The organism is Segatella hominis (assembly GCF_019249725.2).
Taxonomy (GTDB): domain Bacteria; phylum Bacteroidota; class Bacteroidia; order Bacteroidales; family Bacteroidaceae; genus Prevotella.
The window spans coordinates 208,767-224,765 of the sequence record NZ_CP137559.1; the positions used below are offsets into that span (position 1 = coordinate 208,767).

Sequence of the window (15,999 nt, forward strand, 5' to 3'; positions counted from 1 at the left end):
TTTTTGTATCATGCAAACTTGGCTTTGTAAGTCGCTGATAATCAGTGTGTTTTTTATGATACGATTTTGTGATACAGAAAATGTAACACTTTCGATTTTGTTACATAGACAAATCTTGGAGTTAATGACCAGTATTAGAATGGGCTTGTTACAAACTTAAAAATTTTTGTAAAGTAGTTGTAACGCAACTTTGTAAACGCTGAAAATGCGGCTTAACTCCCTATTTATCAGTTGTTTATCTCTTTTGCCAACATCCTGTTACAGAGTTACAAAGGATTTGTATAAAATAAAAGAAAGGGGTGTGGGGAAAACGACGGCATGGGCGTGAAAAGAGCGTAGGAGAGACGGTCAGAACGGCTGGATGGGTGTCTTGGCCAAAGAAAAAGGGAGCGATGGGCCAATGCTCACCGCTCCCTCGTAACATGGGAAAAGAATTATAGAAATCAGCAAAAATTGCTTGAAAATTTAGCTCAAAATATTTGCATAATTCAGATATTTTTTGTACCTTTGCACTATAACTTGGGGCTATCTATTCTTTTATTTATAGATGGTCAGAAAGGGTCAGTACATCCACCAGCGTCTGTCATGTTGAATGGAATGGTGGGTTGTATATCACCTTGGCTTGCTTGAGTCTCCTCTTTTTTAACATCACTCTTTTTGCTTCTGAGATAGATCATTTCAACAGGGCTGCCATCTGGGTTGGCAGGATCGCGTCTAATAATGCGATGCTGGCTGTTGCAGAGGTCTTCTGGGTTCAACTCTTTGATGTAAGGACACAACTCAACGAATGCCTTCAGCTTCTTGGTGAAGCTCTGAGTTGTCGCCTTGTTGATGCCTGAGAATTGCTTGAAGTCGTTGAAGGCACGCTCTCTCACGATGAATTTATCGAGTCGCTCGCTCTCCTCTGAGAAGTAAGTAGCAGCCCAATCCTCGAAGTTTACGCCCATGTCAGCCTTGAATTTACGCTTGATGATGTTATCCATCGGTGGCATGATCTTGATGGGTTCATTGGCCAAGGAGAGGTAAAAACGGCAGCACTGCAGGAAAAAATTGATGTCCGCATTCCATTCATCCTCGGTGTATGTCTTTGAGAACAGATCCTCGTCGAAGTCATCACGGATGCTGCGTGTCTCCTGGTAGTCGTTTTCTTCTGTGCGCTGGTGGTAATAGTCTGAGAACACCATATAGAGCAATCTTGCTTCTGAGGATGGGTCGAAGTCTGCAGGCACATAATTAGTGGTGAAAGCAATCTTCGGACTATCCTCAAAAGGAATCGTGAAGCTTTGGTTATTCTTAGGGTTTACTGTCATATCTGAAGTAATGTTGTCGTAAAAGAGACCTGTGTTGAGATATCGGTCGCAGTCATCAAGCAACAGCATTTGAGTGTGCTGGGTAACCTGGTCGAAGACATGAGGGTTGTCCATCAGCTTCGGGTTGCGCCCGGAAAGTTTAACAGTCTTCATCAGCAAGGAGAGGGTCTTGAAGAAGAAACTCTTGCCGGAACGACCGTTGCACTCGTTATTCTCGCCGATTTTATTATCCATGGCCATTGGCGCCCATGCTCTTGATGGTGCCTTGTAGTGATGGAGCATATAGCCGAATGTGAAAATCTTGTTTATCAGATTCTGTTTTTGCTCCTGGATCTCAGTGTCGGCGAGACCAACGCCTGCTATATCGAAGAGGTGAGCCTTATGGTAAGCCTCCTTTTCATCAATACTTTTGTCCTCGAAAGCATACTCCAGCTCCTTGCGCCAATAGGTGCGTGAGGCGTTGATGAGGTATCCGAAGAAATGGGATTTCACGCTTTTGATCTCAATGTCAAACTTCGGTCTTCCATCCTCATCTATGGTGCGAGATATAGCGAACATGTCGTCTAACTTTTTGAAGTTGTGATCGATGACATTCTCTTGCCACACGTAGTTTTTCAACGAACTGCCTTCACGCTGATACTCCGTCAAGCCATCCTTGCTGACCTCTACGCTGACTCGAGGAAAGAAGAATAGTTGTGAGTGGTTGGTGTAGCTGGTGAAGTCTAACGTAATCTCTTGCAGTGAGTCGAGCGCAGCGCTGGAGAGCTTCGGTGTATTCAGAACCAGGTTGAGGATATCTCGCTTTTCAGCTCTATCGATGACCCATTGACGGCAGAACTCTCGGATGTCTCTTGTTGTTATGAGCTTGACGATGTTGCCTGTGATGCGGACATACTTAGTAATTGTGGAGTTGTCGTCATGTAAGGTGTAAAAACCATTGAGGCGAAGAAAATTATAGAGGCACGCAGTGTCAATGTAATGGTCCCAGGTGTTGGCCTTTTTGTTGAGCTTGCTCACCCAGAAGCGAGCTGGCATGGCAAGTGTCATAAGATTGCGGAAGTCTTTGCGTGTATTGCGCAACTCCATCCAGTCTCGTAGGTCTTTGCGCCCCTTACCACGGTTGTCATGGTAAGTACGAAGCCATGAAGGCAGCCATATTGTATGAACATCGATGAAGCGCAGAGCTAACTCTGTACCCTTAGCAATGCCCGTCTCGTCAATGTCTGGTATATTGTAGAGTACCTCGACATATTTCATGCTTTCTTTGTATTCTTCTTCACTCAACTTGTAAGTCTCGGAGTTGAACCATAGAGGGTGGTAGCCCAAGGATCGGCAACAGAGACTGTCACGCTCTCCACTGCAGATGAAAGCTTCAGGTAACTTCTTTTCCTTGTAAGGCTTGGACTCATCGGTGTTGGTCTTGTTGTATTCGGCCTCCTCACGTCTGTTAAATTCGTGGTAAGCTGCTTTCAGCTCGGCAAGCCCATTGATGTATGATTTTGGTTTTATGCCTTCAGGTGTATAAGAGAATCGCCATTGCTTTTGATAGTTAAGAGGCTCGTATATCTTAAAGAACTTGACTTCCGGTTTATCGCCTGAAGCCGGAGATACAAGGCACTCACGCATGAATATCGGATAGTGCTCATTACTGTACTTGATTTTAACCTTGCGGTCTTTTACGTAGCCAATCCATTTGGCAGAGTGCCAGTTGAGCGCATCGACGTGCTCCTGTTTGACGTTTGGACCAAGTACACTCAGCTCGTTGTCGGTAAACTTCTCCTTGAGCTCAAATATGCGAGTGCCGTCTTTCTCCTCTATGGTGGCATCTCGCTCAGCGAAGGTTGGCTTGTTGACATCCTTCTTCAACTCGTCGCTGACGTTGAACTCTGCAGCCAATCGTAGGATAGCGTCAGGAAAGCGACTGATGTTTTTCTCTTTCATATAGAGGTCGATAGGTGATTCTGCTACACCTTCGCCTCCAAAGTCCGTCACCTTCCAGCAGGCATCGTATTTTTTGATGCTGCAGGAAGGGGTCTTTTCGTTTCTTATAGCAAAGTGTTTTTTGACATTGCCATTGATACAGTATTTAGCGAAGCAATTTTTAGCATCTGGATATAGTGCGAAGATAATGTCCAGGCCGTCATTTGTCGCTTGATAAATTTGTTCTGCTTTGATCATATTTCTTTTCCCTTATTAAAATTCGCTTGCAAAGTTATTGCAAAGCAAGCTCAAAACAAAATACTTACTTTCGATAGCCTTAATGCCTTAGGATATGACACTTTATGACTTTGTTGACAGCATTTGGTTGGGACAGGTTGAGTTCCGAGACAAAACGTCTTTCGTACTCAGCCTGCGTCTCACGCTCTTTACGGCGTGGGGGGGTAAGGATATCACAGATAACCTTATAGCCTGTTTCTAACGTTATTATTGCTTTCATAATCGCTAATTCTTTTTGGGGTGCATCCAAGTGGTTCAGATTTATGCTCTACATATCTGCGAAATAGGGGACAGTATCTTCCATTGATGCAGTTCACCCCTATTGGGCAACTTAGACATTTACTTGGAGGCATCTACCTGTACGTTAAATCTATCGTTGTGGATGAGCAGCTTGGCTTTGATATATTCTGGTCTTTGCTCCTCCTCGTTCCAAGCAATTTCCCTGTAGTCTCTGCTATCGATGTAGCACTCTGAGGCTCTTCCGTCCCCAGTCCATTCTACGATATGATCTTTATCATATTCGTCTTGGGCAGGAATAGTGCCAAGTATGCGAATACCAAACTTGGCACTATTTCTGACTTCGTGTATGATAACATCGGGGAACTTTTCTGTGATGGCATCCTCGATAGATTTCATTTTAATCTTCTTTTTCATTGTTCTTCATTCTATATTTGACAATACCCTCGACGATGCCAACCTCTGCATCATCATATGAAATTTCGACATTAGTCGCGCCTTTGTGGAAAATTCCATAGCAAACCTCCGCATTGACATTTGCATCCTCGAAGTCTTTGTTGATGGCTTCAAGTTGCTTATGATTGCATCTTATTACAATTTTTCCCATGCTCCTTCGTTGATAATTTCATCGACAATATCTTTTTGGTATGGCAACCAGTTATCTTTTTTAATTTTGTCATAGATGCCAGATGCAGACATACCGAACTTCAGTTGGAGGGCAAGTATAAACTTGCTTCTCTTTTTGCGTGGAATTTCATTGTACCAGTCGAGCAATGAATTTTTCTCATCATTTTTTTGCTTTTTTTCTTCCATAATTGAAATATTATTATTAACTTTGTTGCAAAGTTACGAATAAAAATTAGAAAAGACTAACGATAATAAGTAAAATTACTAATGATAGTTAGTTAAATATTATTAATTAAATAGTATAATTATGTTTAATGGTCAGATACTCAGACAGTTAATAGCAAATGCTGGATTAACTAAAAAAGAGTTTGAAAAGCAAATGTTCGGTAGTAAATCCACCGACCTCTACCATCTGGAGAAAGCAAAGAATCTCCGTAGTGATACTCTTGAGCGTCTGCGTGATGTATTGAAGTGCTCTATGGATGATCTCTTTACCGCACCATCTTGGGCTTCGAGTGGGACGGGAGCAGTTGTGGGCTCAAATAATGTAATGTCCACGGTCGCTATTGGTAACGCTTCGCTTGAATCCCAGTATCTAAAAGAGTTAATCTTGGAGAAGGACAAGCGCATCTGTACGTTAGAAAATTATATAAAATTGTTAGAAAGTAAGGAAAATAGAGACTAAATACGAACGAAAGTTAGTAAAATAACTCTTCTATAATAAGGAACAGGTACAATTAATATTAATTTGGTCTTGGTATTAACAACTTATCTTAGTAGTTTGGGCGGTTAGAAGGTTTAGTCCTGCCGCCGCAACTAAATGATGGTAAGAAGTTTTCTTCTTACCATTTTTTTGTTTTATATTACTATAGTTTTTCTTTATTGCCTGATAATTTTACCCATGTGCAAAGATTTAACACTTATTTTTTGTTTATGTCGAATAAAACTACTACTTTTGCACATTGATAAATTATTGTGCAACTAAAATCAATATGGAGGTATCTGATCATGTCAATATCCAAAACAAGACAGAAATTGGTAGATGTCGCTAGACAACTATTCGCTAAGAATGGTATTGCTAATACTACCATGAATGATATTGCTGTGGCTTCTGGTAAAGGACGTCGCACTCTTTATACATATTTCAGTAGAAAGGAAGATGTGTATTATGCTGTGATAGAGTCTGAATTGGAGCGCCTTTCTGATAAACTGGATGAGGTTGCTACAAGTAAAATCCGACCACAGGATAAGATTATTGAGTTGATTTATACGCATTTAAGTATGATTAAGGAAACTGTAGTGCGTAATGGAAACTTGAGAGCTGAATTCTTCCGTAATATATGGATGGTGGAAAAGGCAAGAAAAAACTTTGATGAAGATGAAATAGAACTTCTCAGACGTGTTTATGCCGAAGGCAAGGAAGAAGGAGAATTCGACATAGATAATGTTGACTTAGTGGCGGATATTACGCATTATTGTATTAAAGGATTGGAAGTTCCATTTATTTATGGCAGATTGGGACATGGATTGAATGTTGAGTCTAGTAGGCCTTTGGTTGCCAAAGTTGTATATGGTGCTTTAGGAAAATCCGGTCTGAAACTTTAATTATTTCGAGAATTTTTTATTATCTGATATTATCTGAATAGATAAAGAAGTACTAATTCAATTAAAATATTTACAAAATGGGATTATTAACAGGTAAGACAGCCCTTGTAACAGGTGCTGCACGCGGCATTGGTAAAGCTGTCGCTATGAAATTTGCTTCTGAGGGTGCTAATATCGCCTTTACAGATCTTGTACTCAATGACGAAATGGCAGCTGGTTTGGAGGCTACCCGTAAAGAAATTGAAGCTCTTGGAGTAACTTGCCGTGCTTATGCAGGTAATGCTGCTGATTTTGAGGAGACACAGAAGACCGTTAAGCAGATTCATGAAGACTTTGGCTCTATTGATGTCCTCGTAAATAACGCAGGTATTACAAAGGATGGTTTGATGCTTCGTATGAGTGAGGCTCAGTGGGATGCAGTTTTGAATGTTAACTTGAAGTCTGCTTTCAATTTCATTCATGCTTGTTCTCCTATTATGCTTCGCCAGCGTGGTGGTTCTATCATTAATATGGCTTCTGTTGTAGGTGTACATGGTAATGCTGGTCAGTGTAACTATGCTGCTTCTAAAGCTGGTATGATTGCGCTTGCTAAGTCTATTGCTCAGGAGTTGGGTCCTAAGGGCGTACGTGCTAATGCCGTTGCTCCTGGTTTCATTGAGACTGCTATGACTGCACAGTTGCCAGAGGATATCCGTAAGGATTGGATGAAGAAGATTCCTTTGCGTCGCGGTGGTCAGACTGAGGATATCGCTAACGTTTGCCTTTTCCTCGCTTCTGATATGTCAAGCTACGTAAGTGGTCAGGTTATCCAGATCGATGGTGGTATGAATATGTAATCTATCCTTTATTAAAAAAATAATGCAGGTAGTTTACGAAGACAACCATATTATAATAGTCTCCAAGAGAAGTGGTGAAATCGTTCAAGGTGATAAAACCGGTGATGTGCCTCTCTCGGAGACTGTAAAAAAATATATTAAGGACAAGTACCACAAACCGGGAAATGTCTTCCTGGGGGTGGTACATCGCCTTGATCGCCCTGTTGCTGGGCTTGTAGTTTTTGCCAAAACGTCTAAAGCTCTTTCGCGTTTGAACAATATGTTCCGTGATGGAGATGTGCATAAGACTTATTGGGCAATAACTAAGAATACGCCGAAGGAGCCAGAGGCGACTTTGACGCATTGGATAGTGAGAAATGAGAAGCAGAATAAAAGTTATGCTTATGATCATGAGGTGAAAAATTCCAAGAAAGCAATTCTAAAATACAAAGTAATTGGCCGTACAGACCATTATACATTATTGGAAGTGAACCTTATGACAGGTCGTCATCATCAGATAAGATGTCAACTTGCTAAAATGGGGTGTCCTATCAAGGGAGATTTGAAATATGGTTCCCCACGTAGCAATCCTGATGGTAGTATCTGTCTTTTATCTCATCATGTTGAATTCCTACATCCTGTTTCTAAGGAGTTGATTTCAATTGAAGCTCCGTTGCCGGATGATAATCTATGGCGAGCGATAGCACCAATTTAGAAGTGTTTTAGTCATCTAAACCTTTATGCCTATGAAGAAGTATATCAAATGGAGTGTTTTCATTCTCTTTTCTCCGATACTCCTCATCATGATACTTGCTGTTATGCTTTATTTGCCACCCGTTCAGAATTGGGCAGTAAGGCATGTGGCAGCGTATGCTTCTGAATCTACGGGCATGGATGTTACTGTGGATCACGTAAAGCTGGTATTCCCTTTACGGCTTGGCGTGGAAGGTGTGCAGGTTCTGCAACCTATAGACTCTCTTAAAAATAGCACTAATCTTTCATTGCGTGGAAAAAAAGATACTATTGCTGGCATTAGAAAAATGATAGTTGATGTTCAACTGATGCCTATTTTCCATAGTCAAGTGATGGTTGATCAGTTGGATTTCGATGGAATGAAAGTGAATACTGCCAATTTTATTCACGAGGCGCGTATCAAAGGAAATGTCGGAAAACTTAGTGTCCAGGCACATGGTATTGATTTAGCCAATGAGCATGTTTTAGTAGAGAATGCATTGCTCGCTGATGCTAAATTGGCTGTTGAGCTAAGTGATACTGTACCTGCAGATACTGCCCCAAGTGAAAACTTTTGGAAAATCAATCTACAAAAGCTGAAATTAAAAAACACTAATCTTACGTTGCATATGCCTGGGGATACTCTTCAGGTAAGTGCTTATTTTGGAAATGCGTTAGCTCAAGAAACGTATCTTGATCTTTTCAAAGGATTATATCAGGTTAAGAAGTTGGATTGGGAAAACGGATGGGTCTCTTATGACAATAATTTCGAAAAGCCCGTTTCTGGTATAGACTTCAATCATCTGGCTTTATCTGGGATGAATTTGAAGGCGGATTCGTTCTATTATTGTGATTCCAAAATAGATGTCAAAATTCGTGAGGCGCAATTTAAGGAAAAGAGCGGCTTGTCTATATCGCAAATGAATGGTAGATTCGTGATGGATTCTACCAAATTAGCATTGCCGGATTTTTATCTCAAGACTCCTGTATCACAGTTGAAGGCAACTGTGGATATGGATATGGATGCTTTCGCTGAGAGTAATCCTGGGCATCTCGCTGCATTGATTGATGGAAGTCTGGGTAAATCTGATTTGATGCTTTTTGCAGGCGATGCAATGCCTGAAAAAATGAAAAAACTGTGGCCTTATTACCCTCTTAAGTTGAAAGGATCGGTAAAAGGAAACTTGCAGCAATTGGCCTTTGATGGGTTGAAGGCTGTCTTACCTTCTGCCTTTGAAATTTCCGCCCATGGAACAATGGGCTGTTTGACGGATATGAATAAGTTGAAGGCAAATGTCAACTTAAATGCTCGTACCTACAACTTAGGTTTCATTACAGCCATGTTGGAGCCTTCTTTGATGAAAGAAATATGTGTTCCTAATGGTATTGGAATTAAGGGAAATATAAATGTTGATGGTCAACGATATGCTACCAAGTTGGCTTTAACTGAGGGTAGAGGTAGTTTGAATATAGATGCTTCTGTTATCGCAAAAACTAACTCTACTGGTGGAATAGATTTGGGACGTCTGGCTTACGATGCCAAAATTCAGGCCAAGAATGTTCAGGCGAAGCATTTCCTTCCAAAACAGGATTTGTATGCTTTTAGTGGTAATATAAAAGCCAAAGGAGTGGGTACTGATTTCTTGTCACCTTCCACCCGTTTGGCTGCTAAGGCTCAAGTATCTTCAGTTCATTATGGGAAATATAAGATAAATAATGTACTGGCGATTGCTCATGTTGCTCACGGAAAGGTGCATGCTGATGTGGATAGTAAAAATCAATTTCTTACAGGGTTGGTAAGTTTGGATGCACTGACTAATACGAAGAAGGTGCAGGCTACAATAAAAGCTGATGTCCGACAGGCAGACCTTTATCTGTTGCAATTGGTAGAAAAACCGATGAAGGCAGCTTTGTGTGGCTACATGGATGTCAATACTGATTTGAAAGATTTTTATAATCTTCAAGCTTCTGTGGGTGATATTACTTTGCGTACAGCAGATAAAGTTTATCGACCAGTAGATGTTCTCTTGGATGTGTTCACGCGTAAGGATACAACTCATGCTATTGTAGATTGTGGTGATTTTCATCTTAATATGGATGCTCATGGAGGGTATAAAAAACTGCTTGGACATATAGATGGATTGCAACGAGAAATATTCAGTCAGATGAAGAATCGCAAGATAGACCAGATTCGTCTTCGCCAGAATTTTCCTTTGGGGCATATTTATCTTTCTTCAGGAAAAAATAATTTTATTTCCCGTTTTATCGAATATTGTGGATATCAGTTTAAAACAGTTGAGATGGATCTGAATGCCTCTCCTGTTATGGGATTGAATGGATTTTTTCATGTTGATTCTATGGTGGTCCAAGGTGTTCAGTTGGATACGATACGTGCTCTTGTGCATACTAAGGGTGACACTATCCGCTATTCTGCAAGAATAGAAAATAATAAGAAAAATCCACAATATGTTTTCCGTGCCTTGGTGGATGGTGAATTGCAGGAAAAAGGTTCGAATATTAAGGCAAAACTCTATGATGCCAATAATAAGTTAGGTCTTGATGTAGGATTAGCGGCTTTGATGCAGGATAATGGAATCAAAGTTTCACTTACGGATACGCATCCAATTCTTGGCTATAAGAAGTTTAAGGCTAATGCTGATAATTACTTGATGCTCTCTGATGATCAGCGAGTATCGGCTAATCTGTTGTTGACAGCTTCTGGTGGTATGGGCGTGCGAGTCTATTCTAATGATGAAAATGAGGACGCATTGCAGGATATAACGGTCAGTTTGAGTAAATTCAACCTGGATAAGGTTCTGAGCGTCATTCCTTATATGCCTGATATTTCTGGCATCATGGATGGTGACTTCCACGTTATTCAGACAAAGGAAGAACTTTCTGTTTCTTCTAATCTGAAGATTGATAACCTTGTCTATGAGAAATGTCCGATGGGCGATGTTGGGTCTGAATTTGTCTATATGCCTAAGAGCGATGGTTCTCATTATGTAGATGGCATTCTGACTTATGAGGGTGAGGATGTGGCAACAGTTAAGGGTACCTATCAGTCTGAAGGAGCCGGATATCTTGATGCTACTGTAGGGCTTGATAAGATTCCGCTTCACTTTATCAATGGATTTGTTCCAGACCAGTTGCTTGGTTTGAAAGGATATGGGGAAGGTGAACTTGCTGTAAAGGGTGCTCTGAATAAACCGCATGTGGAAGGTGAGGTTTATCTGGATTCTGCATATCTGATAAGTGAACCGTATGGAATTTCTATGCGTTTTGACGATGATCCTGTGCGTATCGTAGATAGCAAGTTACTCTTCGAAAACTTCATGATGTATGCAAACAATGAGAGTCCGCTAAATCTGCAAGGAAATCTGGATTTCTCTAATGTGGACAGAATGATGCTCGACTTACGTATGAGAGCTCAGAACTTCCTTTTGATAGATGCTAAGGAGAATTTGCGCTCTGAGGCATTTGGTAAAGCTTATGTCAATTTCTTTGCAATGATGAAAGGTCCTTTGACCAGCCTTCAGATGCGTGGAAAATTGGATGTGTTGGGAAATACAGATATGACTTATGTCTTACGTGAATCAGAACTGTCAACCGATTCTCAGTTGGATGAGTTGGTGAAGTTCACTGATTTTAAGAGTGGTAAGGAAGAGACTATTGTGCGTCCAGCCATTGAAGGATTTGATATGATGCTCAGTATGTCTATTGATGAATCTGCTCATATTCTGTGTGCTCTGAATGAAGAAAAGACGAACTATATAGATTTGATGGGTGGCGGTGACTTGCAAATGAAATATAACCCTGTCGATAATATTCAGTTGACTGGTAAATATACATTAAATAATGGAGCGATGAAGTACTCATTGCCAATTATTCCATTGAAGACCTTTACCATACAAGATGGCAGTTACCTTGAGTTTACGGGTGATCCTTTCAATCCTATTCTTAATATTACTGCGACAGAAAATATGAAATCTACTGTTAATGAGGGACAGGGAACAGGTCGCTCTGTGGATTTTGTGTGTGGTGTGAAGTTGACCCAGACATTGAGTAAGCCAGGTATTCAGTTTATCATTTCTGCTCCTAATGATATGACAATGCAGGATGAATTGAATACAATGAGTATTGAGGAACGAGGTAAAATTGCAGTTACGATGCTTGCATCTGGTATGTATCTTTCTGGTGGAAATACCAGCGATTTCTCTATGAACAGTGCCTTGAGCAGTTTTCTTAATTCGGAGATTAATAATATTGCAGGTTCTGCCATGCGATCTTTGGGACTGGATCTTGGTATGAGCGTGGATAATTCTACGAACGCTTCCGGAGCTTTGCATACAGACTATAATTTCAAGTTTGCCAAACGTTTCTTCAATAATCGTTTGAGTTTCACCATAGGTGGAAAAGTTTCTTCTGGAGCAGAAATGGAGAATGCTGGAAATAACGATTCGTTCTTCAATAATGTAGAGCTGCAATATAGACTTAATGAAGGTGCTTCGCAGTATATCCGTGCTTTTTATAACAACAATACTTACGATTGGTTGGAAGGCCTGGTCGGTGAATATGGCGTTGGTTTTATGTGGCGCAGAAAGTTACAACACTTCAAGGATATTTTCCGTTTCAAGACGGAAAAACAAGATGTTCCAGTTGAAAATGTCAGACAAGATACTATTGTGAGAAAAAAAATGGAGGATAGTACTTCTGTAAAGCCTCGATTCTTTGATCCGTTAGGAGAGAAGCTGTAATAAATACTTCTTGGTTATCTTTGATTAATGAATGATTATGAGAAAGAGTAAATTATACATTATTATATATGTGTTGACATTAATAATGTCAATACCTTTTTTGCTGGCATGTTCTTCTACGAGTGCATTAAAAGAGGGGCAGCAGCTTTTTACGGGATTGAAGCCTATTGAATATTCTAATTACGAAAAATCGGGCTATGCAGATACTACAATGTTGGAAATGGAGAATGTGCTGGCTTCGGCTCCAAATGGTGCCCTTTTTGGAAGTAGTTATTATCGTACTCCTTTCCCCGTAAGATTATGGATATGGAATGCCTTTTCGCAGTCAGAAGGAGGTGTTGCTAAATGGATAACAAAGGCTTTTGGTTCTAAACCGAAGCTGATGTCGAATGTAAATCCTCAACTTCGTGCGCAGGTTGCAGAAAATCAGTTGGACAAGTATGGTTATTTTAATGGTAAAGTTACTTACGATGTTGTTACTGACAACAATCCGAAAAAAGCTAAAGTTGCTTATCATGTAGATATGGGACATCTTTGGACGCTTGATACTGTCAAGTATCTTGGATTCCCGAATGAAGGTCAGCAACTGATAGATTCTACCCGAAACCTGGCTGTTATCCGAACAGGTTCACCATTTAATATTTCTAAGCTCGAGCAGGAACGCCAGCGTATTACCCGGTTGTTCCGTAATAATGGTTATTATTTCTATAAAAATGGATATGCATCTTATCTGGCTGATACTTTAGGAACGCCGGGTAAGGCTGAAGTTCGTCTGATAATGGCTGATAGTATTGATACAATGGCTTTGCGTAAATGGTACATAGGTCATGTGAAATTCAATTTTAAAAGAAATTTTATGGAAGAATTGAAAGATTCTTTCGTAAGGGGCAAGCTGGAATTTTACTATAATGGACGAAAGATGCCGATACGTGCAGGAGTTGTTTTGAAAGACTTAAAGCTTTTCCCAAATCGTCTCTATAAGATAGAAAATGAGGAGGCTGCTAAAAATCATCTGCAGGCAATGGGATTGTTTAGCTATACCAGTATTCAGTTTTCGCCACGTCTTTCTTCTAATGACAGGGTGTTGATAAATGATTCCTGTGTATCCCTGTGTGATACATTGGATGCGACTATCGACTTGGTATTTGACAAACCCTATGATTTCTATATCGAGGCGAATGCAAAGGGAAAGACTACAGGACGAGTAGGACCTGAACTTGTGATAGGTTTGACTAAGAGAAATGCCTTTAAAGGTGGAGAAAAACTGGATATCAACTTGCATGGTTCCTATGAATGGCAGACAATACAACAAGAAGGTGCTAAATCAACTCATATAAATTCCTATGAGTATGGTTCGGATATTTCATTATCTTTCCCACGAATCATAACTCCTTGGAATATGTTTCGCACAATGGCTCAGAACGAGCGACGCTTCAGGGCGGGTCGTTTCCCACGAAGTTTTTATGGAACTCCGACAACTACCGTCAAGACTTCTATGAATGTGCTAAATAGGGCAAGTTATTTTCGTCGTCATGTTGTGTCTGGCGAATTGACATATAACTGGTCCACTTCTTCCCAGCATCATCATTCATTCAGTCCTCTTGTCCTTTCTTACGAGTATATGAATGCTCGAACGGCAGCTTTTGATAGCGTACTAGCAAAGCATCCATATCTCCAGATATCTATGCGCGATCAGTTTGTGCCAAAGATGAGCTATACCTATACCTATAATAGTCCGCTCAACTATCGTCATCCTATCACCTGGTCTACTACGGTGAGCGAAGCTGGTAATGTCTTGGCAACAGGTTATCTGATAGCAGGCAAAAAATGGAATGATAAGGATAAGCAGATGTTTAAAAATCCTTTTGCACAATTTCTTAAGTTAGAGACTGATTTCGTAAAATATTGGAAGTTGACGGAAAAATCCACGCTTGTTGGGCATTTGAATGCTGGTGTAGTCTGGAGTTATGGAAATACGGAAAAAGCTCCTTATTATGAGCAGTTCTATGTAGGAGGAGCCAATAGCATCCGAGCTTTCAATGTAAGAAGTATCGGACCGGGCAAATTTGCGCCTACTAATAGTAAGTTCTCATATATAGACCAGACGGGTGACATTAAGTTTGTTGCCAATCTGGAATATAGACCAAGAATTTGGGGTGATTTGTATGGTGCAATATTTCTGGATATGGGTAATGTCTGGAATATCCATGAAGAGGAGTATAGCGAAAATGGAAATTTTTATGCCCGAAACTTTTTTAAACAGATGGCTGTGGGTACGGGTGTTGGTGTCAGATATGACATGGGAATGTTTGTGATTCGTCTGGATTGGGGACTTGGATTGCATCTTCCTTACGAAACTGGCAAGAACGGATTTTATAATATTCACCGATTCAAAGATTCTCATAGTTTCCATTTTGCCGTGGGCTATCCTTTCTAGGAATGCCGGATTTTAGAAATACCAGAATAAGTTTCTGTAGATATCGACAAAAGTTTCTATAAATGTCGAAAATTATTTTTGAACTTCCAATTTAGGAATGTTGAAGGTGGTTCTCGGAATACAGTAAAATGTTTCTCAGAATACGGTAAATCGTTCATTGAATGCTATAAAACGGCAGAACTTTTACTTTTATTTGATTTAAATCTAAAAAAAAGAGAAAATATAGTGGCACTCGCAAAATTTTTAGTACTTTTGCAGTCAGTATTAAACTATCAACTATTAATAAAATAAATAATATGAAGCCAACACTATTGCTTTTAGCGGCAGGCATGGGTAGCCGCTACGGTGGTTTGAAACAGCTTGATGGTCTAGGTCCTAATGGTGAGACTATCATGGATTATAGCATTTATGATGCAATCCAGGCAGGTTTCGGTAAAATTGTTTTTGTAATCCGCAAGGATTTCGAGGATCAGTTCCGTGAGAAGATTCTTTCCAAATATGAAGGACATATTCCAGCAGAACTCTGTTTTCAGTCTTTGGATGCACTTCCAGAAGGTTTTTCTGTACCAGAAGGTCGTGAGAAGCCTTGGGGTACTAATCATGCTGTATTGATGGCTAAGGATGTTATCAACGAGCCTTTCTGTGTTATCAACTGTGATGATTTCTATAATCGTGATTGCTTTATGGTAATCGGCAAGTTCCTTTCAGAACTTCCAGAGGGTAGCAAGAATCGCTATGCAATGGTAGGTTTCCGTGTAGGCAATACTTTGAGCGACAATGGTACAGTTGCACGTGGTATTTGCTCTAAGGATGCAGATGAGAATCTGACTACTTGTGTAGAGCGTACTGAGATTATGCGTATTGATGGTAAGGTATCTTATAAGGACGAAGAAGGCCAGTGGGTAGCTGTAGGTGATAATACTCCTGTATCTATGAACGTATGGGGCTTTACTCCTGACTATTTTGAGCACAGTGAGGCTTACTTCAAAGAGTTCCTGAGCGATCCTAAGAATATGGAGAACAAGAAAGCTGAGTTCTTTATCCCATTGATGGTCAACAAACTGATTAATGAAGGTACTTCTACTGTCAAGGTATTGGATACTACAAGTAAGTGGTTTGGTGTAACTTATTCAGCAGACCGCCAGAGCGTTGTAGAGAAAATTCAGAGCCTGATAGATGAGGGTGTTTATCCAAACAAACTTTTCTAATAAGTTCTTTTGATAAGATAAATTCGTTTATCCTAATCTTTTTCAGTAAATATA

The 15,999-nt window shown here is 40.2% G+C and carries 11 protein-coding genes; 7 read left to right on the forward strand and 4 right to left on the reverse strand.

Annotated elements, in window-relative coordinates; genetic code table 11:
* Nucleotides 1-551 precede the first annotated feature (551 nt).
* The 4 genes from KUA50_RS00965 to KUA50_RS00980 all read right to left on the reverse strand — a co-directional run bounded on the left by KUA50_RS00965 (nt 552) and on the right by KUA50_RS00980 (nt 4,577).
* Nucleotides 552-3,488, reverse strand: a complete 2,937-nt coding sequence (locus KUA50_RS00965) for a hypothetical protein (protein ID WP_218457903.1) — start codon at nt 3,486-3,488, stop codon at nt 552-554.
* Nucleotides 3,489-3,866: 378 nt separating this feature from the next.
* Nucleotides 3,867-4,181, reverse strand: coding sequence for a hypothetical protein (locus KUA50_RS00970; protein WP_218457901.1), 315 nt, complete (start codon nt 4,179-4,181; stop codon nt 3,867-3,869).
* A complete protein-coding gene (locus KUA50_RS00975; RefSeq protein ID WP_218457900.1) occupies nt 4,165-4,371 on the reverse strand; it encodes a hypothetical protein in 207 nt (68 codons plus the stop codon). The genes KUA50_RS00970 and KUA50_RS00975 overlap by 17 nt, the downstream gene beginning before the upstream one ends.
* On the reverse strand, nt 4,356-4,577 hold the full coding sequence (locus tag KUA50_RS00980; RefSeq protein WP_118116898.1) for a hypothetical protein: 222 nt from the start codon (nt 4,575-4,577) through the stop codon (nt 4,356-4,358). The genes KUA50_RS00975 and KUA50_RS00980 overlap by 16 nt, the downstream gene beginning before the upstream one ends.
* A 193-nt stretch (nt 4,578-4,770) precedes the next feature.
* On the opposite strand from KUA50_RS00980, the gene KUA50_RS00985 reads away from it, so the two are divergent.
* The 7 genes from KUA50_RS00985 (at nt 4,771) to KUA50_RS01015 (ending at nt 15,945) form a co-directional block, all read left to right on the forward strand.
* Nucleotides 4,771-5,076: a hypothetical protein gene (locus tag KUA50_RS00985; RefSeq protein ID WP_233524633.1), complete on the forward strand. Its 306-nt coding sequence runs from the start codon at nt 4,771-4,773 to the stop codon at nt 5,074-5,076.
* A gap of 323 nt (nt 5,077-5,399) precedes the next feature.
* Nucleotides 5,400-5,996: a TetR/AcrR family transcriptional regulator gene (locus KUA50_RS00990; protein ID WP_022109936.1), complete on the forward strand. Its 597-nt coding sequence runs from the start codon at nt 5,400-5,402 to the stop codon at nt 5,994-5,996.
* A 77-nt stretch (nt 5,997-6,073) separates the two neighbouring features.
* Nucleotides 6,074-6,832 (forward strand): 3-oxoacyl-[acyl-carrier-protein] reductase, encoded by a 759-nt coding sequence (fabG, locus tag KUA50_RS00995; protein ID WP_118116896.1) that lies wholly within the window; start codon nt 6,074-6,076, stop codon nt 6,830-6,832.
* A gap of 22 nt (nt 6,833-6,854) precedes the next feature.
* Nucleotides 6,855-7,526, forward strand: a complete 672-nt coding sequence (locus tag KUA50_RS01000; protein WP_218457899.1) for an RluA family pseudouridine synthase — start codon at nt 6,855-6,857, stop codon at nt 7,524-7,526.
* Nucleotides 7,527-7,557: 31 nt separating this feature from the next.
* A complete protein-coding gene (locus KUA50_RS01005) occupies nt 7,558-12,300 on the forward strand; it encodes a translocation/assembly module TamB domain-containing protein (RefSeq protein WP_218457898.1) in 4,743 nt (1,580 codons plus the stop codon).
* Between the two features lie 85 nt (nt 12,301-12,385).
* Nucleotides 12,386-14,737 (forward strand): BamA/TamA family outer membrane protein, encoded by a 2,352-nt coding sequence (locus tag KUA50_RS01010; protein WP_256624355.1) that lies wholly within the window; start codon nt 12,386-12,388, stop codon nt 14,735-14,737.
* 296 nt (nt 14,738-15,033) lie between these two features.
* Nucleotides 15,034-15,945, forward strand: coding sequence for a nucleotidyltransferase (locus tag KUA50_RS01015; RefSeq protein ID WP_022109941.1), 912 nt, complete (start codon nt 15,034-15,036; stop codon nt 15,943-15,945).
* Nucleotides 15,946-15,999: the final 54 nt, after the last annotated feature.

Coding starts and splice junctions, on each gene's coding strand:
- KUA50_RS00965 (WP_218457903.1), bottom strand. CDS start 3,488: ATGATCAAAGCAGAACAAATTTATCAAGCGACAAATGACGGCCTGGAC.
- KUA50_RS00970 (WP_218457901.1), bottom strand. CDS start 4,181: ATGAAAAAGAAGATTAAAATGAAATCTATCGAGGATGCCATCACAGAA.
- KUA50_RS00975 (WP_218457900.1), bottom strand. CDS start 4,371: ATGGGAAAAATTGTAATAAGATGCAATCATAAGCAACTTGAAGCCATC.
- KUA50_RS00980 (WP_118116898.1), bottom strand. CDS start 4,577: ATGGAAGAAAAAAAGCAAAAAAATGATGAGAAAAATTCATTGCTCGAC.
- KUA50_RS00985 (WP_233524633.1), top strand. CDS start 4,771: ATGTTCGGTAGTAAATCCACCGACCTCTACCATCTGGAGAAAGCAAAG.
- KUA50_RS00990 (WP_022109936.1), top strand. CDS start 5,400: ATGTCAATATCCAAAACAAGACAGAAATTGGTAGATGTCGCTAGACAA.
- fabG (WP_118116896.1), top strand. CDS start 6,074: ATGGGATTATTAACAGGTAAGACAGCCCTTGTAACAGGTGCTGCACGC.
- KUA50_RS01000 (WP_218457899.1), top strand. CDS start 6,855: ATGCAGGTAGTTTACGAAGACAACCATATTATAATAGTCTCCAAGAGA.
- KUA50_RS01005 (WP_218457898.1), top strand. CDS start 7,558: ATGAAGAAGTATATCAAATGGAGTGTTTTCATTCTCTTTTCTCCGATA.
- KUA50_RS01010 (WP_256624355.1), top strand. CDS start 12,386: ATGTCAATACCTTTTTTGCTGGCATGTTCTTCTACGAGTGCATTAAAA.
- KUA50_RS01015 (WP_022109941.1), top strand. CDS start 15,034: ATGAAGCCAACACTATTGCTTTTAGCGGCAGGCATGGGTAGCCGCTAC.